Source organism: Pseudomonas sp. PA15(2017) (genome assembly GCF_001945395.1).
In the GTDB taxonomy this organism is placed as follows: domain Bacteria; phylum Pseudomonadota; class Gammaproteobacteria; order Pseudomonadales; family Pseudomonadaceae; genus Aquipseudomonas.
The window spans coordinates 95,957-118,660 of the sequence record NZ_MSXV01000011.1 but is presented as its reverse complement, the minus strand read 5'-3'; the positions used below and the strand labels follow the sequence as shown (position 1 = coordinate 118,660).

20 protein-coding genes are annotated in these 22,704 nt (G+C 64.4%); 7 read left to right on the top strand and 13 right to left on the bottom strand.

Going from position 1 to position 22,704, the window contains the following annotated elements; all coding sequences use genetic code 11:
- Positions 1–70: 70 nt before the first annotated feature.
- From BVH03_RS05465 to BVH03_RS05425, 9 genes are all read right to left on the bottom strand, one after another.
- Positions 71–1,762, bottom strand: a complete 1,692-nt coding sequence (locus tag BVH03_RS05465; RefSeq protein WP_075960231.1) for an ABC transporter ATP-binding protein/permease — start codon at positions 1,760–1,762, stop codon at positions 71–73.
- On the bottom strand, positions 1,759–4,548 hold the full coding sequence (locus tag BVH03_RS05460) for a M16 family metallopeptidase (protein ID WP_075960230.1): 2,790 nt from the start codon (positions 4,546–4,548) through the stop codon (positions 1,759–1,761). Before BVH03_RS05460 ends, BVH03_RS05465 begins: the two co-directional genes overlap by 4 nt.
- Before the next feature lie 14 nt (positions 4,549–4,562).
- On the bottom strand, positions 4,563–7,448 hold the full coding sequence (locus BVH03_RS05455; RefSeq protein ID WP_083640000.1) for a TonB-dependent receptor plug domain-containing protein: 2,886 nt from the start codon (positions 7,446–7,448) through the stop codon (positions 4,563–4,565).
- A 155-nt stretch (positions 7,449–7,603) separates the two neighbouring features.
- Positions 7,604–8,584, bottom strand: a complete 981-nt coding sequence (locus BVH03_RS05450) for a FecR family protein (protein WP_075960229.1) — start codon at positions 8,582–8,584, stop codon at positions 7,604–7,606.
- A gap of 90 nt (positions 8,585–8,674) precedes the next feature.
- Positions 8,675–9,190, bottom strand: a complete 516-nt coding sequence (locus BVH03_RS05445) for a sigma-70 family RNA polymerase sigma factor (protein WP_075960285.1) — start codon at positions 9,188–9,190, stop codon at positions 8,675–8,677.
- 77 nt (positions 9,191–9,267) lie between these two features.
- Complete coding sequence (locus tag BVH03_RS05440) at positions 9,268–12,117, bottom strand: class I adenylate cyclase (protein ID WP_075960228.1); 2,850 nt, start codon at positions 12,115–12,117, stop codon at positions 9,268–9,270.
- Positions 12,118–12,224: 107 nt separating this feature from the next.
- On the bottom strand, positions 12,225–12,470 hold the full coding sequence (locus BVH03_RS05435; RefSeq protein ID WP_075935642.1) for a TIGR02647 family protein: 246 nt from the start codon (positions 12,468–12,470) through the stop codon (positions 12,225–12,227).
- Positions 12,460–13,308 carry an ABC transporter substrate-binding protein gene (locus BVH03_RS05430; RefSeq protein WP_075960227.1) on the bottom strand — a complete coding sequence of 283 codons (849 nt, stop codon included), beginning with the start codon at positions 13,306–13,308 and terminating at the stop codon, positions 12,460–12,462. The genes BVH03_RS05435 and BVH03_RS05430 overlap by 11 nt, the downstream gene beginning before the upstream one ends.
- A 79-nt stretch (positions 13,309–13,387) precedes the next feature.
- Positions 13,388–13,663, bottom strand: a complete 276-nt coding sequence (locus tag BVH03_RS05425; protein WP_075960226.1) for a hypothetical protein — start codon at positions 13,661–13,663, stop codon at positions 13,388–13,390.
- Between the two features lie 161 nt (positions 13,664–13,824).
- Between BVH03_RS05425 and BVH03_RS05420 the strand changes: the two genes are divergently transcribed.
- Positions 13,825–14,598 carry an IclR family transcriptional regulator gene (locus tag BVH03_RS05420; RefSeq protein WP_075960225.1) on the top strand — a complete coding sequence of 258 codons (774 nt, stop codon included), beginning with the start codon at positions 13,825–13,827 and terminating at the stop codon, positions 14,596–14,598.
- A gap of 59 nt (positions 14,599–14,657) precedes the next feature.
- Positions 14,658–15,281, top strand: coding sequence for a 2-dehydro-3-deoxy-6-phosphogalactonate aldolase (locus BVH03_RS05415; RefSeq protein WP_075960224.1), 624 nt, complete (start codon positions 14,658–14,660; stop codon positions 15,279–15,281).
- Positions 15,282–15,308: 27 nt separating this feature from the next.
- On the opposite strand, the gene BVH03_RS05410 is transcribed toward BVH03_RS05415, so the two are convergent.
- Positions 15,309–15,551, bottom strand: a complete 243-nt coding sequence (locus tag BVH03_RS05410) for a DUF4282 domain-containing protein (protein ID WP_075960223.1) — start codon at positions 15,549–15,551, stop codon at positions 15,309–15,311.
- A gap of 201 nt (positions 15,552–15,752) precedes the next feature.
- Between BVH03_RS05410 and BVH03_RS05405 the strand changes: the two genes are divergently transcribed.
- Positions 15,753–16,418: a glutathione S-transferase family protein gene (locus BVH03_RS05405; RefSeq protein ID WP_075960222.1), complete on the top strand. Its 666-nt coding sequence runs from the start codon at positions 15,753–15,755 to the stop codon at positions 16,416–16,418.
- 1 nt (position 16,419) lies between these two features.
- Here the strand turns inward: BVH03_RS05405 and BVH03_RS05400 are convergent, their stop codons facing one another.
- Genes BVH03_RS05400 through argH form a run of 3 tightly spaced genes read right to left on the bottom strand, consistent with a single transcriptional unit; the run spans position 16,420 to position 18,858 of the window.
- On the bottom strand, positions 16,420–16,899 hold the full coding sequence (locus BVH03_RS05400) for a GNAT family N-acetyltransferase (protein ID WP_075960221.1): 480 nt from the start codon (positions 16,897–16,899) through the stop codon (positions 16,420–16,422).
- Between the two features lie 22 nt (positions 16,900–16,921).
- Positions 16,922–17,467 (bottom strand): shikimate kinase, encoded by a 546-nt coding sequence (locus BVH03_RS05395; protein WP_075960220.1) that lies wholly within the window; start codon positions 17,465–17,467, stop codon positions 16,922–16,924.
- Complete coding sequence (gene argH / locus BVH03_RS05390; protein ID WP_075960219.1) at positions 17,464–18,858, bottom strand: argininosuccinate lyase; 1,395 nt, start codon at positions 18,856–18,858, stop codon at positions 17,464–17,466. Before argH ends, BVH03_RS05395 begins: the two co-directional genes overlap by 4 nt.
- 219 nt (positions 18,859–19,077) lie before the next feature.
- On the opposite strand from argH, the gene BVH03_RS05385 reads away from it, so the two are divergent.
- The 4 genes from BVH03_RS05385 to BVH03_RS05370 all read left to right on the top strand — a co-directional run bounded on the left by BVH03_RS05385 (position 19,078) and on the right by BVH03_RS05370 (position 22,695).
- Positions 19,078–20,154, top strand: coding sequence for a sensor histidine kinase (locus tag BVH03_RS05385; RefSeq protein WP_075960218.1), 1,077 nt, complete (start codon positions 19,078–19,080; stop codon positions 20,152–20,154).
- Positions 20,151–20,897 carry a LytTR family DNA-binding domain-containing protein gene (locus tag BVH03_RS05380; protein WP_075960217.1) on the top strand — a complete coding sequence of 249 codons (747 nt, stop codon included), beginning with the start codon at positions 20,151–20,153 and terminating at the stop codon, positions 20,895–20,897. The genes BVH03_RS05385 and BVH03_RS05380 overlap by 4 nt, the downstream gene beginning before the upstream one ends.
- 89 nt (positions 20,898–20,986) lie before the next feature.
- Positions 20,987–21,925, top strand: coding sequence for a hydroxymethylbilane synthase (hemC, locus tag BVH03_RS05375; protein WP_075960216.1), 939 nt, complete (start codon positions 20,987–20,989; stop codon positions 21,923–21,925).
- Complete coding sequence (locus tag BVH03_RS05370; protein ID WP_075960215.1) at positions 21,922–22,695, top strand: uroporphyrinogen-III synthase; 774 nt, start codon at positions 21,922–21,924, stop codon at positions 22,693–22,695. Before hemC ends, BVH03_RS05370 begins: the two co-directional genes overlap by 4 nt.
- Positions 22,696–22,704: the final 9 nt, after the last annotated feature.

The following is a 22,704-nucleotide window of genomic DNA, read 5'->3' as shown; positions in this document are numbered from 1 at the left end:
TCGGCGCTGGTTCCGCTGCCGAGTCGCTTCTCGATTGACCGGGCCTCGCACAACGAGGCCCGCAATCCGCTCAGGCCGTGGTCGCGTCCCGTACCAATGGCTTGCATGCGGCCCCACACTTCTGCAAATCGATACTGCGCTCGAACAGGCGTTGCACCGCCGGCTGATGGCTGACGCCGATCAGCGTGCAGCCTGGCAGGCGTTCGCGTAGTCGCGTGAGGAGCCCGCAGGCGGCCTGCTCGTCGAGCTGGTTGGTGGCCTCGTCGAGGTACAGGGTATCGGGCCGGTAGAGCAGCGCGCGGGCCACGGCCAGGCGCTGCTGCTCACCGCCGGAAAGTTCACGCCCCCACTCGGCTTCCCGTTCCAGTTCGCTAGTCAGATGGCCGAGGCCGACATCCTGCAGGGCGCCAATCAATTCCAGGGTGTTCGGCACCAGCGCCGCGGGGTAGGCCAATGCTTCATCCAGCCGGCCGCTGGCCAGGTAGGGCTTTTGCGGCAGCAGCAGGCTGCGCCCGCCGGGCAGTTGCCAGCTGCCACGGTGGTGCGGCCAAAGGCCCATCAGGGTACGCAGCAGGGTGGTCTTGCCCAGGCCGCTGGCACCGGCCAGGCGCAGCCATTCGCCGGGACGCGCCTGCAGGGCCAGGCCGCACAACAGCGGCTCGCCGTTGGGCCGCAGCACGTCAAGCCCGCAGGTGCTGAGGGTTTCGCCGTGCTGGAGGTCGATCGGTTGCAGGTGCTCCATGGCCTGCTGGAACTGGCCGAGGCGCTGCACCGTGGCACTCCATTCAGCCAGGTCGCGGTAGGAGAAGATGAACCAGCTCAGCGAGCCCTGGACGGCGGTGAAAGCGCTGCGAATCTGCATCAGCCCGCCGAGGGTGATGGTTTTGGCGAGAAACAGCGGCAGGGCGATGAAGACCGGCACGATATTGCTGACACGGCTGTAACCCGCGGTGAAGATCCCCAGCTTCAGTTCCCGGCGCATCAGCCCGCGCCAGTTGTCGGCGATGGCCGCAAAGCGCAGCCCCAGACTTTTCCGCTCGGCGTTTTCGCCGGCATACAAAGCAATTTGCTCGGCATGTTCGCGCTTGCGCATCAGGTCGGTACGAAAGGCCGCCTCGCTGCGCTGGCGTTCGTAGTTCAGGCCGTGCAGCGGATGTCCCAGCCAGTGGGTGAGCAGGGTACCGACGGCGGTGTATAGCAGCGCGGCCCAAACCAGATAACCGTCCATGGTCAGCTCATGGCCGGCGATGGTGAAGGTCTGGGTGCCGGACAATTGCCAGAGGATGCTGACAAAGGCACCGATCTGCAGGCTGTTGATAAACAGCGAGACGACAATGCCCACGGTCTTCTCGGTCAGCAGGTAGGCGTCCTCGGCGATGCGTTGATCCGGGTGATCCGGTTCGCCGCCAAGGCCCAGGCGATAGTAGCGGCGCTCGCCCAGCCAGCGTTCCAGCAGGTGATCGTTGAGGTGCTGACGCCAGCGCAGCATCAGCGCCTTGTTGAACCAGTCCTTGGCGACGATGGCGCCGATCAGTACGCCGATGGCGATCGCGTACTGGCCCATGAGGCCGATCAGGGCCTTGCCGTCGAAGGTCGCCAGGGTGTCGTAGAAGGTCTTGCTCCATTCGTTGATGTACACGTTGACCTGCACCAGGCCGGCGCCCATGGCCAATGCCAGCGCCAATAACGCCCAGCCCGGCCAGCCGGCGCGGCTGCCCCAGAACGGCCTGGCCAGCTTGAAGAACAGGCGCAAGGTGTTCACGAGCCGGCGCCCTCGGCGGGCAATACCTGCATGCGTACTTCATTGGCCGGCGGGAAGATCTGCCGGGCCAGGCGTTGCATCGCCGCTGTTTCCAGCGCAGCAGGCAATTGCGCTTGCTCGCTGAGGTAGCGTGGGTCGCCCCAGGCCCGCTCGCTGAGCACCAGCCGGTGCAGTTGGGTGCCCGGGTCTTCGCGACGCTGGGTTTCCTTGCGCGTCAGTTCCTGGCGCAGGACCATCACGCGCTGTTCGGTGACCGCCTCCGGCAACGCCGCCAGGGTTTCCCGAGCCAGCTGCCAGAGCTCGTCGGCCCGTTGTGGGGCGCTGCTGAAATGCAGCTCGCTGTCGATGCGCTGCTGCTCGGGGCTCAGTTCGCTGTCGAAGCGCAGGCGGTAGATGCCGGTGGCATCGCCGCGCAGGCGTTGCTTGAGTTCGGCGTTGGCGATTTCACGCAGGGCGGCAATGCGTGCGGCATCGGCGGGGTTCCAGGCGTGGGGCTTGAAACTGCTGGCATACAGGCTGGCGCGTGGCTCCAGGGCGATGGCCAGCGAGGCCTGGCGCTGACCGGGTTGGCGCGCCAGGGGCGTGGCGTTCAAGGCATCGCCCCGCGGGATGGCGGCCAGGTAGCGGCTGACCAGCGCCTGCAGCTCGGCGGCGGGCAGGTCGGCCATCAGGTAGTAGGTCACCGGGGCGGCGGCCTGGCGCTGCCAGTCGGCCTCCAGCTGGCTGCGGCGCAACGCGCTCAGCGCCTCGGCGGTGGGTGCCTGCCAGTCGTCCTGGCCCTGCTTGAGGCGTCGCCAGGTGGCGTCCTGCTCGCTGCGCACATTGTCGCGCTGGCGCTGCAACTGATCGCGCAGTTGTTCGACGCTGTCGCGATAGGCCTGCTCGTCCAGGGTGGTGCGCGTCTGTCGTGCCTGGTAGAGGGCCAGCAGGCTGGCCAGTCGCTGTGGCTCGGTACTGCCCTGGGCTTGCAGGCGGCTGGCCTGCTGGTCGAAGGACAGCTGCACGCCTTCACGTTTCTTCCAGGCGCTCAGCTGTTCATCGCTCCAGCCGCTCGGCGCGGTCTGCAGGGCCAACTGGCTGGCGATCTGGGCGCGCCAGGGCAGCCCGCCCTGGTAACGAAAGCCGGCACTGGAGTCGACCCGCAGCTGCACCTTGCCGTCGGCGCCGGGGCGGCGCAGCCATACCAGGCGGTCACCGTTGCTCAGTTGCCAGTGCTCGACCCGCTCGGCGGCGAAGCGGCGCCGTTCGAGGATCAGGCCCGGGGGCAGGGCGCTGGTCAGCGTGGGGATCACGACATCTGCCTGGGCGGCAGGTGGCAGCGGCGCGGCCAGTTCACTGGTAGACAAGGTCAACCACTGCTGGCGCACGCTGGCGGCAGTCGGCATCGTCAGCGCCGTTCCGCCTGGCGCACTGAGCTGCAGCACGCGATCCGGGCTGGCCAGCCAACCATGGATGCGCCGCTGCAGATCGTCCGCGTCGATGACTTCCAGGTTGGCCAGGGTAATACGAGCGATGGCTTCGGGTTCCTGCAGCACGCGCTCGGCGATGGTCGCGTCATTGAGCTGGCGTACCCAGCCATCGAAATCCCGCGGCGCCGGATCGCTCAGCATGCGCTCGGCGATGCGGCGGATATCGTCCTTCACGGCCTGTACGTCGGCGGCGTGCAACGGGTGGCGATCGATCCGCTGCAGCTCGCGCAGCAGGGTCTGCAGCGATTGCTCATGGTGCTGGCCCTTGACCGCTGCGGCGATGGCCAACACGCCAGTACCCCGGCCGATCTGGGTCTTCACGGCGGTAAGGCTGCTGGTCTGGTTTTGATCCAGCGGCTGGCGACGTAGCTGACGTGACAGTACGCTGAGCGCGAGACGGTCGATCAGTCGATCACGACTGCCAGCACGGGTTTGCTCGCGGCTGTCGAGCTGGCTGAAGCGAAACAGCAGGGCGACCTGGTTGCTGCCGCTCTGGCTGTCCTGTGCGCGAAACACCTTCAGCCTGTCGTCCAGTGGCAGCTCCAGGTGCTCGCGACTCGGCACGTCGCCGCGTTGGGGCTTGGCGAGCGCCTGCTCGATCTGCGCGATCAGCTGCTGCGGCTCGAAGTCGCCAACGACGTTCAGCACCATGTTGTTCGGCAGGTACCAGCGCTGCTGAAAGGCCTGCAGCGCCTCCAGCTGCGCCTGCTCGATGGCCTTGCGGTTGCCGATGGTGCGGTGCGCGGGGTAGCGCGAGCCGGTGCGCTGGGCGGCGGTGCGCTTGGCGTTCATGCGCTGCGCCACACCCAGGCCGCCGCGCCATTCCTCGATGACGATGGGACGCTCGCGTTGCAGGTCCTCTGCGGTGAAATCCGCAGCGAAGGCCATGTTCGCCAAGGTTTGCAGCGCCAGCTCGCTGCTGCGCACGCCGTCGGGCGGGCTGAGCAGGTATTGGGTACGGTCGTAGCTGGTCATCGCATTGAAGTGGCGCCCCTGCTGCCAGCCGGCCTTCTGCAGGCGCTGGCGTACATCGAGCGGTTCACCGCCATGGCTGTAGAAGACCAGGTGCTCGAGCAAATGGGCGACACCAACCTGATCGTCGGCCTCGTCCACCGAGCCGGCGTGCACCGTCAGGCGCATATCCAGCCGGCCCCTTTGCTCGTCGACGGGGATCAGGTTGTAGCGCAGGCCGTTGGGCAGCTCGCCACGAATGACCATGGGGTGCCACTGCAGCGGCGTATCGCCAGCAGGCAGGGACGTACAGGCACCGAGCAGCAGCGCTGCCAGTGCCGTGAAAAGGGTTTTCACGGGATGCATGGGCGCGAGCCTTCTTAGAATTGGTAGCCGACTTCGAGCCAGTATTGGCGGCCGACTTCGTAACTGACAGTGCCGTTAGTATCGCTGACAATACTGTTGACCTTGTCTGCCACGTTGGTGATGTCTAAGGCGACGTAAGCCGACTGCTCCCGATAGGTAGGTATTTCCCATTTGACGCGTGTATCCCAGGTGGGCGCGCCAGCTACTCGTTTATTTGTGTAAGCGGCGTAGACGTCACCGTCGATGGTTATGTTGTTGGTCGAGTAGATCTGCTCGTAAGCGCCCCGATAACGGAAGAAGTTGCTCCACGTAAGGTTGAGCACCGGGATGTTGGTAACGGTGTTCAGACGTGCGGTCCAGGGACGGTTGAAGTTGTCTGCTGGCAGTTCGCTGTACGGTATGAGCTTGCCGTCGTAGTACACATCGTTGTCGGCGAGCTGGTCCACCGTGAGCACCGCTTCATAGGTGGACTGAGGGCTTTTCGTACGGCTCCAGTCGAAGCCCAGTTGGGCGTTGGTTAGGGTGCCTGCCACACGCAGAAACTCCTGTGGCGTAATCGTCAGCGTTATGGTCTGGTTGTTGCTTTTTCCGGCATTGGTGTAGGTGTAGTAATCGGCGATCGTATCGGCTCCATTGCCCGGTATCAGGCCAAGACGGCTGGCGCGACTGCGAACCACTTGATCCTTGCCATCGCGGTGTACGTACTTGAGATCGAAGCGTGCGCCAGCCAGCAGTTGCGAGAAGCCCAGCATCAGTTCGTCGTCGTAGGGCATGTCGATCTTGCGGAACGCCGATTCATCGACTCCCCAATTGATGGCTTCGCCGAAATCGCTGATGGTATTTCCGGTCGCCACGGCCCTGTTCATGCGCCAGCGCAGCGACTCCCGGCCATCGGCAAGGCGATATTTGAACAGGTTGCGGCCGTAGTAACGGTTCGCACCGCCGCTGAGTACGCTGCTGCTGTCACCAAAGAGGTCGTAGCTGGCTGCAAAACGCGGCGCTACGGTTTTCTTGTCCATATAGTTGTCGGCATCGAATCGCAAGCCAGGGCGCAGGTTGAGCTGGCCTATCTGGATGTCGTCCTGCGCATACAGGCTGTAATCGGTCTGCGTGGCTTCGATCTTGCCAGCCTGCACATAGTTGATCTGGCGAAAGAACTGGCGTGTGCGCTCACCAGCGGCATTGTTGGCGATAGAGCACAGGGTGATATCCTGCCGACCGCTTGCCGTCACGCAGGAGCTACTGGCATTGGCCGCTCTGGTCGCCAGTAATCCTGCTGCATAGGTATCCTCGAGAACCTCGTAGGATGCCTTTTGTCGGCTGATATCCGCGCCGAATGTCAGTTTGTGTTCTGTACCAAATAGATCGATTTTGTGCAGATCCGCCTTGAACCCGTACTCGAAGCCAGTTTGCTGCTGTTCCAGATCGCCCATGCCCCCATCGGCACTTACCGCCCTGGCATCGCGCACACCGTTACGAAACGGGTTTCCCCAGTTCTTTTCATCGGACCAGCGCCAAGGCACATAAAAGGCTGAGTCCGCGTCACGGGAGCTCTGTACCATCCTGTAGGAAAGTTTGTTGGTGTAGGTCGCCTGGTCACCCCGCCAGACAGTTTTGAGTTGTGCCGTACGCCCACCCTGATCGACGCGGAAGCCCGAATTTCGCGTGTTTTGTCTGAAATATTCGTTCTCTGCAGGGGCATTTATCAGCGTGAAACTCAGATCCAGGCGATCATCGGGCGTCCAGAAACCCTTGATCATGGCGTTCTCTATTTCTCGCGTCTGGTTTCGTTTGACGGGCTCGCTGGCACTGGCGAAGCCCCCCTCGAAGGTATACAGCGGTATCTCAGAGGTCTTGCGTACGAAGTTGCCGATAAGCCCGAAGTTTTCCGTCAGGTGACCTTCCAGCATTACCCGGGTGGTGAGTTTCTTGAATTCCGGTTGGTTGGCGTAGGTGCTGGAGTATTTGAATTCCTCGTCGCTAATGACCTCACCGTTGATATGGTATTTGGTCCACTCCGAACGGGTCATGCTGGCCGAGACTTTGCCGTGGAAGTCTTCGCTGGGGCGCCTGGTAATGGCGTCAACTACCCCGCCGTTGAACTTGCCGTATTCGGCAGGCACGTTACTGTCGTAGACACGTACCTCTTCCAATAGGTCTGCGTCGATAGCGATACCAAAGGCATTGCTGGGCAGTCCGTATTGATTATGCACGTTGTTCCGGGAGCCGCTACTCGCCGCCGGATCGAGGTCATTGTTTATACTGATGCCATCGATCATGAAATTATTTTGGTAGAATTTCGCGCCGTTGATGCTTATATCTGCCGGGTTGAGTTCACCTGGAGTGTTGGAACTCTGCTGGCTAGTATCGAAACGTACACTAGGGTGCATTTTGAGCATGCTGGTCAGGTCGCCATTGGCGCCCGCGAAGTTTTCGATGGCTTGCCGGTCAATCACCGCCTCGCCCTGGAAGGTGTTCTCCGGCCTGCCCAGAACTATCGTGTTGCTCAGTTCGATAGCGTCGTTCTGGCTCGCCAACTGATGAAAGATCACCACCTGCTGGCTGTATTGCCAGCCCACGTTGCTGCCATCCAGCAGGCGTGAAAGCGCCTGTTCGCTACTCATCTGCCCTTTGATCGCCTTGCTGCGCAGGTGGCCGACCAGCTGTTGCTCGGCGCTGACCTGCAAGCCGCTCTGCTGTGCGAAGGCAATCAAGGCGTCGGCCAGGGGCTGGGCGGGCACGTTGAAGGTATGCTGTTGCTGCAACAGCGCGCTGGCGGCGTCTTGCGCCATGGCTGTGCTGACGCTGATTGGCAGCGCGCTGCACAGGCCGAGCAGGCCCAGGCTGATGGCTCTACCCAGTGTCCTGGCATGTATGGCGGGATGCGACTGCTTGTTCATACCTTCCCCGAACGGGCCAGAGGCCCAGCTGAAAGCTAATACGAATCCGTATCGATTCGTGTTCGAGGCAATGACGTGCCCGCGCTGAAAATTTTCAGAGAAATTCGAATTATTTTTTCGAGATTAGAAAAAGCCGCTCGCAAGCGGCTCAAACCCTAGCGGTCGACGATTCGCAGCCAGGCCGTCCAGGTGCTGACTCGCCCCTGATAGGGCTGGATGACGGCGCGCAGGGCGGCATCCGGATTGCGCAGATCGTAGACACCGGTGACGCGCTTGTCGCCCAGCTCGGCGTCACGCAGCGCCAGCTTGCCAGGCAGGTAGGGGCGCAATTCGTCGAGCACCTCGGCGATGCGAGCGTCGCGCACCACCAGTCGGCCTTGCTGCCAGGCGGCTATCTGGCTGACTGGGAGCGTGTCGCGCAGTACCTGGCCGCTGCCGCGCCATTGCAGCCGGTCGCCTGGGTGCAGCGCATCGGCCAAAGTCTCGCTGCCCTCGGCCACTCGCACCGAACCATGCTGCACGGCGATTGCCAATTGGCTGGGGCGCATGGCCACGTTGAACGCGGTGCCGGTGACGGTGATCTGCAGGTCGTCCGCGTCGACCGTGAAGGGACGGCTTTTGTCCGGGGTTACCTCGAAGAACGCCTGGCCGCTGAGCAGGCGTACCTCGCGGCGCTTGCCGTCGAATGCCACGGCGATCGCCGACTGGCTGTCGAGCTGTACGCGGCTGCCATCGTCCAGTTCGATGCTGCGCTGCTGACCAGCGCCCGTGCGGTAGTCGCTCTGGTAGCGCAGATAGGCGTCCGGGGTCATCACCACCAGCAGGCAGGCGGCCAGCGAACCCGCCAACAGGGCTGGCCAGCGACGTCGGCGTGGGCGGTGCGGGCGCGCAGCAGGAGCCGCTGCTGCCGCGAGGTCGGCGGTCGTTGCGCGGGGGTGTTCGATGGCCGGCGGGCTTGTCGCTGCCTGGGCCATGCCGGTCAACTGCCAGACCCGCTGGGCCTTGCGGTAGGCCTCCACATGGCGGCTGTCGATGGCCAGCCAGGCGGCCAGCTCGGTACGCAGCGCGGCATCCTCGGGGCTCTGCTGGATGCGTAGCAGCCAGTCCAGTGCAGTGTGGGTGAGGGTGCCGGTCATGGTCGTTTCGGATCGTCCTGAAAGGTGGGCAAGGTTCGCACACACGTGCCCCTACGAGCAAAGGACGGCTCAGCCGCGCGAATTTTCAGATCAGCCATTGGCCTGCTCCAGCCGGTCGGCGCAATGACACAACGCCTGGTGCACCAACTGGTGGGCGAGGCCTACGGAGATGTTCAGGGCGGCGGCGATGTGCTGCAGGGTGTGGCCTTCCAGCCGATGCATCTCGAAGGCACGCTGCACCCTAGGTGCCAGCTCTGCCAGGGCGGCGTTGACGATACGCAGTTCGGCGCTGGTGCTGGCCTGTTGCTCAGGCCCCGGCTTGTCGTCGGAGAGCGTCTCGAGTAGGTCATCGCCGTCGGGTTGGCGCCGCTCGGTGGCGTCGCGGCGGCTCAGGTCGAAAGCCAGATTACGGACGATCCGGTAGAGATAGCCGACTGGCTGCTCGATCACGGCGTCGACGCTGTCGCGGCTGCTGAAGCGCAGCCAGGCTTCCTGCACGACATCTTCAGCCTGGGCGCGGCAACTGAGCAGCGAGGCGGCGTAGTCCACCAAGGCGAGCCGATGGGTGAGGTACAGGTCGAGTTTGGGGTTGGGTGTCGAAGGCACGATTGGCACTGCCGCAAGCCGTGCACAGCGGGCGTGCTACGGCGAGCGAGCATGTTAGCTCATTATGAGAATTGTTATCAATAAGGTCTGGGCGCGCTCAGTGTGCCGTTCAGCGCGTCCTCGAGGCTGGCCTTGTAGCGCAGGTAATGAACCACCGACGGCTGCCGGTCGCCGAGTAGTGCGGAAAGATCGAGGTCAGTGATGTAACACGGATACGGTTGCTGCTCGCTGCGCTGGGCGAGGATGTGTCGGGCCACGTTGGCGAACAGCTGCTCACCGTGTTCGAGCTCGGAAAACTCCCGATGGTTGCAGAACAGGCTGATGTAGGCACGCTGGCCGTTGCCCGGCTCGACGATGGCCTGAACGTCATAGAACGGCAGGCTGGCTTCGCTCAACGGCGCCGGCCTGGGCTCCAGACGCTGCGCACGCAGTGGGGCGGCCGGCAGCAGTTGGTGGTAGAGGATCTCCAGCGGTTGCTGCGGGCCTTCGAGGGCCTGGGCGGTGCCGCGCCGGTACAGCAGCGATTGCAGGAAGCGGTGCAGCGGCGTGAGCAGGCTGGTTTCGTTATGGAACGGCGCCTGGCTGCGCCATAGCGCGCCGCACTCGTCGAGCACGCTGATCTGCGCCAGGCCTTCCGTTTCATGCAGGCGGTAGAACACCTGGATGCACGCCGGGCGTCCGGCTTCAAGGATCAACGCCAGGTCGTCGCCTTCCAGCGTATTGTGGTCCAGGCGCAGTGCGCTGTACTCGGCGCGATCCTGGGCGAGGTGCTCGAACAGCGCGGGCATATCCTCCAGCACGCTGTGCCGGACGTTGCCGGGTGACAGGTCGAGCAGGTGGTAGCGACGGGCGATCTGCAGCAGGTAGCGCGACCGCTCGCCGCTGTCGAGGCAGTCGATCAGCTCGTCCAGCAGGCCTTCGACGCGCTCGACGATGGTCGCGGCGCGGTTGCGGCAATAGCAGAACACACGCGGGCCCGCGCGCTCACCGCGAGCGGGGCGTGCGTTGAGCACGTCGCTCAGACAGTCGAGCAGGGCGGTGGCGCCTTCGTAACGCTCGACCAGCAACTCGTTCCAGCTGTTTAGGGTGATCCGGTCTAGGGTCAGCACCAGGTTGTCACGCACGCCCGAATAGCCCAGCGGATCGGTGCGCTCGCTGGTCATGTGCACGTTCATCTGGCTGTGCTGCTTGAGCGGGTCGAGGCCGACGTTGACCAGCAGCAGTTCCTCGACAGGCCGGCGCGGTCGCGCCAGGGCCACCTCGCTCGCACTGGTCAGCGGCATCGGCAGGGCCTGGGCCAGGCAGCCGAGCAGCTGGCTGAGTTCGAACTCGGTAAGGTCGCTGTCGCCCGGATACAGCGACAGGTGCGTACCGCTGTCGATCACACCGTTGCGATGGCTCCAGGCAAGCAGTTCGATCAGGCTGCGGGCCTGGCGCAATGGTGCGAAATCGTGCCATTCCTGGGCGCCCAGGCTGCCGTTGTAGAGCGCCCAGCGCTCGCCCTTGGGCGTAGGGTTATGCACCAGGGTCAGGGTGTCTTCGCCCAGTTCCGGGGCGATGCCCGGGTTGATGAATTCCACCTTGCCGGCCCGGCGTTCGAAGGCGGCGTACAGGCGCCGACCCAGCACGGCCAGGTCGCGGCTATCGGCGGCCACGCCCTTGGGGCGATTGCGCGCGAACATCGACAGAAAGCGATAGCTGTAGTTGAGTTCGTTGACCAGCGCCTGGCGTTCGGCGACGACCTGGCGGACTTTCCATTGGCTGCGGCTGTCGAGCAGGATCAGCTGGCGTTCGCCCCAGCCCCACTCGCCGGTCAGCCGCTCGAGCAGCAGGCGCTGCCAGCTCTTTTCGCGGCGGCGCGGCGGCTTGCTGATCTTCTTGTTCACCTTCAGGTACAGGCAGCGCCTGACCAGTTCCAGGCGCTCGGTTTCGCCGCGCGCCTGCAGGTATTCCTCCAGGCGGCGGTAGATCAGCACGTAGGGGTCCAGCTTGTCGAGGTCGAGCAGACCGTCGTAGACCGACTGCTTGAAGCGCAGCGACAGGCAGCGCACCTGGGGATGCTCACTGGCGTACACCTCGGTGAGCAGTAACTTGAGTGCCGATTTGTAGGGCGACTCGATGCCCTTGAACAGCTGCCACATGCCGGCGCCGAGAAACTCACCGGCCGGTACCTGGGCCAGGTGGCCGAGGTCGAGCACGTCCTCGGCGCGGATGAAGCGCTTGCTCAGCAAGGCTTCGGTCACATGGGTGTAGCGATGCTCGTCGCTGGGCGGAACCAGCCACCACAGCGGCATGCGCCCGCCCAGCCAGATCGCCGTGCGGTAGAACTCGTCGAGGAGCAGGAAATGCTGGGTGGTGCCGCAGTCGTCCGAGGTCAGTCGTGCTTCACGGGCGCCGCTGCGAAAGCGCTCGGGGTCTATCAGGAAGAAGTGCGCTTCGGCGCCCTGGCTGGCCGCCCAGCGCTTCAGCAGGTCGCATTTGCGTTGCAGTGCTGCGCGGGCGCCCGCGTCGAGATCGTCGGCGTGGCAGACCCACAGGTCCATGTCGCTCTGCTCGGCCTGGGCCACGGTACCCAGGCTGCCCATCAGGAACAGGCCATGGATGGGCGTGGGCGCCGGAGCGCGCGACGGCTTGTAGGCGAAGGAGCGGGTCAGGCGCTGGGCTTCGGCCAGCAGCTCGGCCGAGGGTTCGAAGCCGGCCAGCCCGGCCGGCGTCTGCGCCGAGACGTAGCCGGGCAGCAACGGATGATTGACGTGAAACAGCAGCGGCAACAGCGTCAGCACCCGTTGCTGGCGGGTCGACAGGGCTTGCATGGCGCGCTGCTGGCGACCGTGGTTGACGCGCATGAAGCGCGCGCGCAGCTGCGTCAGCACCTTGCGGTCGATGCCGTCATCGATATCGGGTCGCAGGGGAAGGTGGCGCGTCATGCTCGGGCTCGGCCGGGTGATAGGCAAGCCTACAGGCGCGTGGTGTCTGCTCGCAATGGCCGTCGGGAAAGGACCTGCCGCGTCATGCGGCAGGCGTGGTCAAACGGTCAGAGCGCTTTGGCGGTGGTGAGGATGGTTCGCAGGCTTTGCGCGTGTTCGGCAGCTTCGTGGCCCAGTCGGGTGAGATAGCCGCCGTCGGGGAGGGTGATCAGACCTTTGTCGTGCAGGCGCCCGGCAGCGGCGACCGCGGAGGATGCGGCGTCATGGTGAATCTTCAGGCCCTCCTGGCCGTTATCTAGATTGAACAGCAAAAGAATTTCCAGTTCGGCGACCAGATCGGCGTTAAAGACCATGGTGACTCCTGCCTGTTGTTGTCGTGCACGGCGTTGGCCGTGGGTCGCGGGGCTGGCCCGCAGGCGAAGTGTAGTCAAGCTGGCGACAGTTCGCCGGAGCGTGCTGCCAGCGCTCGAGAATCTTCTGGTAGCGACCATCCTTGCGCAGGCTGCGCATGCCCTGGTCGAAGCGCTTCAGCAGGTCGGCGGCCGCCGGGTCGCGCCGCGAGAAGCTCAGGTAGAGCGTCGGGCTGTGGAGGGTTTCCAACGCCACGAACTGTCCTTCCAATTGCGGGTTCTCGCGGAACAGCGCCTGGGCGGTGCCGCGGTAAGCGGCCACGAAGTCCACCCGACCGCGCTGCAGCATGAGAAAGCCGCTGAGGTCGCGTCGCACGGGAATGCGGATCACCTGCTGGTCGTTGTCCAGGCGAGCGCCGTATTCGTAGCCGATGGTCACGGCCACCTTGCGGCCGGCAAGATTTTGCGGTTCGCCGTCGGGCGGCGCCGTATCGCGGCGGGTCCAGAGCAGGATGTCGTCACTGAACAGCGGCTCGTCGGGAATCAGATAATCGGCGCTGATGCGCTCATCCGGTGCGGTGTTGAAACAGGCTGCCAGAGAGCCCTCGTGGGTCATCCGCATGCAGCGTGAATACGGGTAGGGCACCAGTTCCACCGGCGTATTGCTGGCCGCGAAGGCCGCCTCGACGATATCCACCGACAGGCCCTGGATCCTGCCGTCGCGGTAGGCGGTGTACGGATACCAGTCGTCCTCGGCGCCAATGCGCAGCACCTGCTCGGCCCGCGTCATGGCGCTGAGGGCGAACAACAGGAGCAGGAGCAGGCGGGTGGAAGCGCGCATCCAGGCTGATCCCCAGGGGCTTCGAGCAACCATAGCAGCGCCCTGGGCAGGAAAGAAGACGGTTGGCTGTCGCGGCGCGTCAGGCTTCGTCTGGCAAGGTCGGCAGGGCGCGCAGCAGGCGCTCGTAGTTCTCGGCATCGAAGGGGCGGTCGTCGCGCAGCATGGCGTCCACTTCGTGGGCCAGCACCATGGCCATCATCTGCACGCTTTCCTCACGCTCGTGGCCGACCAGGGTCAGCTTGTTCAGCACCGCCTGGGCGAAAGCCGGCTCGCCGGATTCCAGCTGATTCTCGATGGCCTGAACCAGCGTGTTCTCGGTGAAGGTGTCGTCGTCGTGCTCGTCGGCGCTGCTCATGGGACGTTCCAGATATCGGGATAAAGCGCCAGTGTAGACAGGCCGGTCGGCTGCTGACCACGACAATCGCGTTGCACCAGTTTGTCCTGATATATGGGAGTGTGTTTCTCATATTGAGAATTGAGTTCGACGCGGCTACAGTCGGCCGTCTGGAGAACCTCATGCCCGATCACTACGATAAACAGGCGCCAGCAGGCGCCCAGGCGCTGTTCCGCGGTCTCGCCGTCATTGATGCGGTCGCCCAGGGCGCCAGTAGCCTGGCCGACATCGGTGCGACCATCGGCTGTACGCGCAGTACCACTCATCGCCTGATCGCCGCCCTGGTGCAGGCCGGTTACCTGCGCGCCCTGGGCGGCAGCAGCGGCGGCTATCAGCTCGGTTCCCGGCTCATTGAGCTGGGCTACAAGGCACGTGGGCAAATGCCGCTGGCCAAGCGCGCGCAGCCACACCTGGAGCGATTGGCGCGCCATACCCAGGACACCGTGCACCTGGGCGTGCGTGACGGCGCCGAGGTGCTGTACATCGATAAACTGCCGGGCAGCCGTGGCCTGGAAATGCGCTCGCGCATCGGCCTGCGCATGCCGTTGGCGCTGACCGGCATCGGCAAGTCGCTGATGCTCGACCTGCCGGAGAGCGAGTGGCTGATGCTCTACAAGCAGCGACCGCAGCCTGACGATGCGCTGCCTTGGGCGACCTTCCGCGAGCAGATGTGCGACTACGCCAGCGGTGGTTTCAGTTTCGATCTCGAAGAGAACGAGCTGGGGATTCGCTGCGTCGCTGCACCCATACGCGAAGCCGGCGGGCAGATCGTCGCTGCCCTGAGCGTTGCCAGTGCCGTGCCCTACATGCCCGAGGTTCGGTTGCAGGCCTTGCGCCCAGAGGTGATCACCTGCGCCCAGGCCATCTCGGCCGAGCTGGGTTGGCGATCGCCATGAACAATGCGTCTGGCGGTCATCATCGCCCAGGCGCCATCACGCCCCGAGGAGGGTCTGCAATGTCCGATGCGTACCTGCAGCAACTGCCCCTGATCGCCATCCTGCGCGGCGTGACGCCCCAGGAAATCGTCCCCGTGGGGCTGGCGCTCCACGAGGCCGGCTTCCGGGTGATCGAGATCCCGCTGAACTCGCCCGAGCCGCTGCACAGCATCGCCCTGCTAGCCGCCGAGCTGGGCGATCGCGCGTTGATCGGCGCCGGCACCGTGCTCAGCACAGAGCAGGTCGCGGCGGTGGCGCAGGCGGGCGGTCGGCTGGTGGTGTCGCCGAACTGCAATGCGCAGGTGATCCAGGCGAGCCGGCGTGCCGGGCTGTTCAGTGCGCCGGGCGTGGCCACGCCCAGTGAGGGATTCGCCGCGCTGGAGGCAGGCGCCGATGTGCTCAAGTTGTTCCCGGCCGAGCAGTTCAGCCCGCAGATCGTCAAGGCATGGCGCGCGGTGTTCGCCAAGGACGTCGCGTTGTTGCCGGTGGGGGGTATCACGCCAGCGAACATGGCCGACTACGTAGCGGCGGGGGCCAGCGGCTTCGGGCTGGGCTCGGCGCTGTACAAGCCCGGCATGAGCGTTGGCGAAGTGGCTGACAATGCCGGCGCATTCGTCGCAGCCTGGCAGGCGATCCAGCGCTGAGCCGAGTCGCCTGCCTTGCACCTGAAGTCAGGGACGGTTGGCGATCTTTTGCAGATTCTCGTGGATCTTGAACAGCACGATCATCAGCTCGCAGCCGATCCGTGCGCCGATCACCCCGCCGATCAGGGTGCCCAGGCCGCCGAGAAAGCTGCCGTAGGCGCCGAACATCATCGTCAGGCTGCTCACGGCCACGCTGAGCAGCATCAGCCAGTAAACGAACGTGATGATTTTCGGGGTGAGCATTGCGTCGAAGAAGAACAGATTCTTCATGGGAGAAACTCCAGTCCATGGGTTGGTAAAGGCCGGGTCGCAGGCGTCGCCACGCATCGTCGGCGACGTCGGGCGGGCGCAGGGTAGCAGTCGTAATGGGTGGCGGCCAGTTGTCCGAAAATGCCCCTGGCGGCCTGTGGACAATGCCGCTAGCGTGTAACCCTGACCGAGCCCGGTCTGCCTACCAGAGGAAACGTATCCATGCTCAGGCTCCATGGTTTCGCCGTCAGCAACTACTACAACATGGTCAAGCTCGCCCTGCTGGAAAAGGGTCTGCCGTTCGAGGAAGTGCAGGTCTTCGCATCCCGTGACGAGGCCTTCCTGGCGATCAGCCCGCGCGGCAAGGTGCCGGTGCTGCAATGCGAGCACGGCTACATCAGCGAGACTTCCGCGATCCTCGAATACCTCGAGGCGCTGGGCCAGGGCTCATCGCTGCTACCTAGCGATGCTTACGAGCAGGCGCGGGTACGCGAGCTGGCCAGGCACATCGAGCTGTACATTGAACTGCCGGCCCGTGCCTGCTATGCCCAGGCATTCTTCGGTCTGCAGGTCGACCCGGCGATCCAGGCCAAGACCCGTGAAGAACTGCTGGCCGGTATCGACTCGCTGAAGCGTCTCGGCACCTTCTCGCCCTATGTGGCGGGCGACCGCCTGAGCCTGGCCGACCTGTATCTCCTGTACAGCGTCGACCTGGCTGCCGCCGTGGCTCACAAGATGTTCGCCATCGACCTCTTGAGTGATTTCCCCGAGGCCAGGGCGCTGCTCGAACGCTTCGCAGGCAACCCCCACGTGCAGCGCATCGCGGCCGATAAGGACGCGTTGATGGGGCCGTTCCTGGCTCACATGAAGGCGCGTTTCGGCGGTTGAGTCAGCCAGCGGCGAAGCTCGTCAGGGCTTCGCCGGTCAGGCGATAGCCGATCCACTCGTTCTGCGGCCTGGCGCCGATCGATTCGTAGAACTCGATGGCGGGCGTGTTCCAGTCCAGCACGGACCATTCGAAGCGGCCGCAACCGCGGGCCACCGCGAGCGTGGCCAGGTGGCGCAGCAGCGCCTTGCCGGCACCGACGCCGCGCTGCTGCGGGGTGACGTACAGGTCTTCCAGGTACAGGCCGTGCTTGCCCAGCCAGGTCGAGTAGTTGAAGAAATACACGGCGTAGCCGATCGGCTCGCCGTTCAGTTCGCCGATCAGACCGTGGGCGGTGCTGCCCTCGCCGAACAGGCTGTTCTCGATGCCGGCGACATCGGTTTTCACCTCGTGCTCGGCCTTCTCGTAGATGGCCAGGTCAGTGATGAAACGCAGGATCAGCGCGGCGTCTTCGCGTACGGCAGGGCGGATGTTCAGGGTCATGAAAGTCTTCCGATATAGAAATTTAACGGTGCGGCAAGCTGGCCAGAAAATTCTCGACGGCGTGGCGTGAGTCCAGGCGCAGGTAGGTGCAGGACGGTGGCGCGTTGCGCATTTCTTCGCTGTAGCGCTGCCGGTACACCGGGTGTCGCGTCCAGGCCCAGGCCAGAATGGATTGGCTCGGGTTGAGTTTGAAGAGATTGCCCCAGCGCTCGCGATTGCCGTTCCACAGCTCCTCGCGCGTCGCGAGCCGGCGCAAGGTGCGCCAGATCACCTGGCGCATGACTTCGTGGCGCGGCAGATCGAGCCAGATGACCATGTCCGAGCGCTCGCGTACCAGAGGACGCACCGCCGAATAGTTGCCTTCGGCGATCCAGCCGTCACCGTGCAGCGCGTCACGCGTTGCCTGCTGGAATTGCTCGGTGGGCAACGGTTGCCAGTTGGGCTGATGGAACAGCGCATCGAGCTCGATATGCCGGTAGCCCAGCTGCCGTGCCAGTTGGCGCGACAGTGTGCTCTTGCCCGCCCCGGAGCAGCCGACCACCGAAATCCGGCGGCCGGGAACGCTCATCGTGTGGCCAGCAGGTTCTGGCCGCGTGCCACCGCCGCACGCACCTGGGCCGGTGCGGTGCCGCCGATGTGGTTACGAGCATTCACCGAGCCTTCCAGAGTCAGCACGGCGAATACGTCCTGCTCGATCTGGTCGCTGAACTGGCGCAGCTCGTCGAGGCTCATTTCGGCCAGGTCCTTGCCGCTGTCGACGCCGTACTTCACGGCATGGCCGACGATTTCGTGGCAGTCGCGAAACGGCAGGCCCTTGCGCACCAGATAGTCGGCCAGGTCGGTGGCGGTGGAGAAACCGCGCAGCGCCGCTTCACGCATGATGGCGTGCTTGGGCTTGATCGCCGGGATCATGTCGGCGAAAGCGCGCAACGAATCACGCAGGGTGTCGGCGGCGTCGAACAGCGGTTCCTTGTCTTCCTGGTTGTCCTTGTTGTAGGCCAGCGGTTGGCCTTTCATCAGGGTCAACAGGCCGGTCAGAGCGCCGAACACGCGGCCGGTCTTGCCGCGTACCAGCTCGGGCACGTCGGGGTTCTTCTTCTGCGGCATGATCGAGGAGCCGGTGCAGAAACGATCCGGCAGATCGATGAACTGGAACTGCGCGCTGGTCCACAGCACCAGCTCTTCGGAGAAGCGCGACAGGTGCATCATCGCCAGCGACGCGGCGGCGCAGAATTCGATGGCGAAGTCGCGATCCGACACACCGTCCAGGGAGTTGCCGCCCACGGCGTCGAAGCCCAGCAGCTCGGCGGTGATCTCGCGCTGGATCGGGTAGGTGGTGCCGGCCAGTGCAGCGCTACCCAACGGCATGCGGTTGGTGCGCTTGCGACAGTCGACCAGGCGCTCGTGGTCACGCGAAAGCATTTCGAACCAGGCCAGCAGATGGTGGCCGAAGGTCACCGGCTGGGCAGTCTGCAGGTGGGTGAAGCCGGGCATGATGGTCTCGGCTTCGCGCTCGGCCTGTTCCAGCAGGCCCTGCTGCAGGCGGGTGATTTCGGCCAGGATCAGGTCGATCTCGTCACGCAGCCACAGACGGATGTCGGTGGCCACCTGATCGTTGCGCGAGCGGCCGGTATGCAGCTTCTTGCCGGTCACGCCGATGCGGTCGGTCAGGCGTGCTTCGATGTTCATGTGCACGTCTTCCAGGTCGACGCGCCAGTCGAAGCTGCCAGCTTCGATCTCGCCCTGGATTTGCTCGAGGCCATCGATGATCGCATCGCGTTCGGCGTCGGTCAGCACGCCGACCTTGGCCAGCATGGTGGCGTGGGCGATGGAACCCATGATGTCGTGACGGTACAGGCGCTTGTCGAATTCCACCGAGGCGGTGAAGCGGGCGACGAAGGCGTCGACGGGCTCGCTGAAGCGACCGCCCCAGGACTGATTGGTTTTTTCTTGGCTCATGAGTGTGGCTCGGCTGTAGGCGTGTTCGGACGGATCAAGGCTGCCCGTCATGGCGGAAAAGTGTACCGATGATAACAGACCCGGCACCCCGCGCAGTGGCCGGTGCGAGTGTCGCCTGGGTCACAGTTTCATCCCTTCGCCATGGGTTTACGCGGCTTATTTCGCTCGCCTGCGCTGGCCTCTCTTGCCCGTTGCGCAGCGCCCGCCGACACTGCCGTGATGAACGATAAACGCAAGACCTCGCCCCCCCAGGCGCCGAACGATTTCTTCGTGCCCGAACTGTGCCAGCCCGAAGCGCTGCTCAGCACCGTGCTGCTCGCCGAATTACTGGTGCTGGTACTGGTGCTCGCCGAACCGATGTTGCCCGGTTTCGACTGGGTGCGCCTGGCGCTGACCTCGCTGTTCGTGCAGTGGATCGTGCTGCTGTCCTCGGCGCTGCTGTGCCGGCTGCGGCCGCTGCTCGCCAGGTTGCGCGCGATGTGGGCGGGGGCGGCCTGCTGCGCCCTGGTGGTCGGGCTGACGCTGGGCTGCACGGCGGTGGCCGATTACTACGATCTGGGCGGGCCGCTGCCCCACGACGGCGAGGTCAACCTGTACCTGCGCCATGCGCTGATCAGCCTGATCATGTCGGCCTTGTTGCTGCGCTATTTCTATCTGCAGAGCCAGTGGCGGCGTCAGGAGCAGGCCGAGCTGCGCGCGCGCATCGAATCGCTGCAGGCGCGTATCCGCCCGCACTTCCTGTTCAACAGTTTGAACAGCATCGCGAGCCTGGTTGTCACAGATTCTGCCAGGGCGGAACAGGCGGTGCTGGATCTTTCCGACCTGTTCCGGGCAAGCCTGGCCAAGCCCGGTAGCCTCGTCAGTTGGAGCGAGGAACTGGAACTGGCACGGCGGTACCTGTCGATCGAGCAATATCGGCTTGGTGAACGACTACAGTTGCAGTGGGATGTCGACGATGTTCCCGCTGACCTGCCGATTCCCCAGCTGACCCTTCAGCCGCTGCTGGAGAACGCTCTGATCTATGGAATCCAGCCACGTATCGAGGGGGGACTGGTGCAGATATCAGCCACATACAACGATGGTGTATTCCATCTCAGCGTCTGCAATCCCTATGAGGAGGGCGGCGCACCCATGGTCTCGCGCGGCACGCACCAGGCGCTGGCCAATATCGATGCGCGGCTTGCGGCACTTTTCGGCTCGCAGGCCAATCTGAGTGTGGAACGCCGCGATGGCCTTCACTACACCCGTCTCCGCTATCCATGTGCAAGACCCATGCAGGAAGCCAGATCATTATGAATGTCTTGATCGTTGATGACGAACCCCTTGCCCGTGAGCGCCTGAGCCGAATGGTGGCCGCGCTCGATGGCTATCGTGTGGTCGAGCCCTCTGCGAGCAATGGCGAAGAGGCGTTGGCGCTTGTGGAGAGCCTCAAGCCCGACGTAGTGCTGCTCGACATCCGCATGCCGGGCCTCGACGGCCTGCAGGCCGCCGCCAGACTTTGCGAGCGCGAAGCGCCGCCGGCGGTGATCTTCTGCACCGCCCATGATGAGTTTGCCGTGGAGGCCTTTCAGGTCAGTGCGGTGGGCTATCTGGTCAAGCCCGTGCGTCCTGAGCACCTTGAAGATGCACTGAAGAAAGCCGAGCGCCTCAACCGTGTGCAACTGGCCGCGCTGACCCGTCCTGCCGCCGAAAGCGGGGTCGGCCCGCGCAGCCATATCAGTGCGCGGACTCGCAAAGGTATCGAACTCATTCCCCTGGACGATGTGATCTATTTCATCGCCGATCACAAGTACGTGACGCTGCGTCATGACGGTGGTGAAGTACTGCTCGACGAGCCGCTCAAGGCGCTCGAAGACGAATTCGGTGATCGTTTCGTGCGCATCCATCGCAACGCCCTGGTGGCGCGCGAACGTATCGAGCGCCTGCAGCGCACTCCGCTGGGCCACTTCCAGCTCTTCCTCAAGGGGCTCAATGGTGACGCGCTGGTAGTCAGCCGCCGTCATGTCGCGGGTGTGCGCAAGCTGATGAACCAGATCTAGCAAGTCCGTTGCCGCGTCGCAGCCGGCTTCGGGCCGGCGGCCTGCGAGCCTGTTATCATCCGCGGCAACTGGTTTTCTGGAACGTGCAAATGCCCCGCGAAATTCGCATCGCCACCCGCAAGAGTGCCCTGGCCCTGTGGCAGGCCGAATACGTCAAGGCCCGCCTCGAACAGGCCCACCCAGGCTTGCGGGTGAGCCTGGTGCCGATGGTCAGCCGTGGCGACAAGCTGCTCGATGCACCGCTGGCCAAGATCGGTGGCAAGGGCCTGTTCGTCAAGGAGCTGGAAACCGCGTTGCTGGACGACCAGGCTGACATCGCCGTCCACTCGATGAAAGACGTGCCGATGGATTTCCCCGAAGGCCTGGGCCTGTTCTGCATCTGCGAGCGTGAAGACCCGCGTGATGCGTTCGTCTCCAATACCTACGATAGCCTCGACGTGTTGCCGGCCGGCAGCGTGGTCGGCACCTCCAGCCTGCGTCGCCAGGCTCAGCTGCTGGCGCGCCGGCCCGACCTGAAAATCCATTTCCTGCGTGGCAACGTCAACACCCGTCTGGCCAAACTGGATGCCGGTGAATACGACGCCATCATCCTGGCTGCCGCGGGCCTGATTCGTCTCGGTTTCGAAGATCGTATCCGCGCCTCCATCGGTGTCGAGCACAGCCTGCCGGCTGGCGGCCAGGGCGCCGTCGGCATCGAATGCCGGGTTGGCGATGCCGAGCTGCAGCAACTGCTGGTGCCGCTCAACCACACCGAGACCGCATTGCGCGTGACGGCCGAGCGCGCCATGAACAAACGCCTCAACGGCGGCTGCCAGGTGCCGATTGCCTGCTACGCCATTCTCGAGGGCGAGCAGCTGTGGCTGCGTGGCCTTGTCGGTGAGCCGGATGGCAGCCGCCTGTTGCGCGCCGAACAACGCGGTTCGGCTGAGGACGCCGAGCGCCTCGGCATCGACGTCGCCGAAACACTGCTGGCCCAGGGCGCGGGTGAAATCCTCAAAGCCATCTACAGCGAGGCCATTGCCGAGTGAGTGCCTGGCGCCTGCTGCTGACCCGCCCCGAGCAGGAGTGCCAGGCGCTGGCCCAGATGCTCGCCGGCAAAGGCATCCACGGCGCCTGCCTGCCCCTGCTGGGCATCGAGCAACTGCTGGAAACGCCCCAGCACGGCGCGACCATCTGTGACCTGCACCGCTACACGGCAGTGATCGTGGTGAGTAAACCTGCGGCCCGCTTCGGCCTCGAGCTGCTCGATCGCTACTGGCCACAGCCGCTCGCCGAGCAGCCCTGGTTCAGCGTCGGCGCCGGCACCGGACAGATTCTTGCTGACTATGGCCTGACGGTGTTCTGGCCGAAACACGGCGACGACAGCGAGGCCCTGCTGGATCTGCCCGAGCTGCAGGCGCCGCTCAAGAACGCGATGTTCCCGCGGGTGCTGATCATCCGTGGCGAGGATGGCCGCACTCTGCTGGCCGAGCGCTTGCAGGCGCAAGGCGTCGAGGTGGACTATCTGCCGGTCTACCGCCGCGTACTGCCAGCCTACCCCGCCGGTGCGCTGCAGCAACTGATACAGGTGGAACGCTTGAATGGCCTGGTGGTCAGCAGTGGGCAGGGCCTGACGCATCTGCAGCAACTGGCGGCGGATGACTGGCCCACGCTGGCGCAGCTACCCTTGTTCGTGCCCAGCCCGCGCGTCGCCGAAATGGCCCGCGAGCTGGGTGCGGTTGATGTTGTGGATTGCCGTGGTGCCGACACCACGGCGTTGTTGGCGGCCTTGCGTGCGCAGGCTTCGCCCGACTCTTGAAGCAAAGGA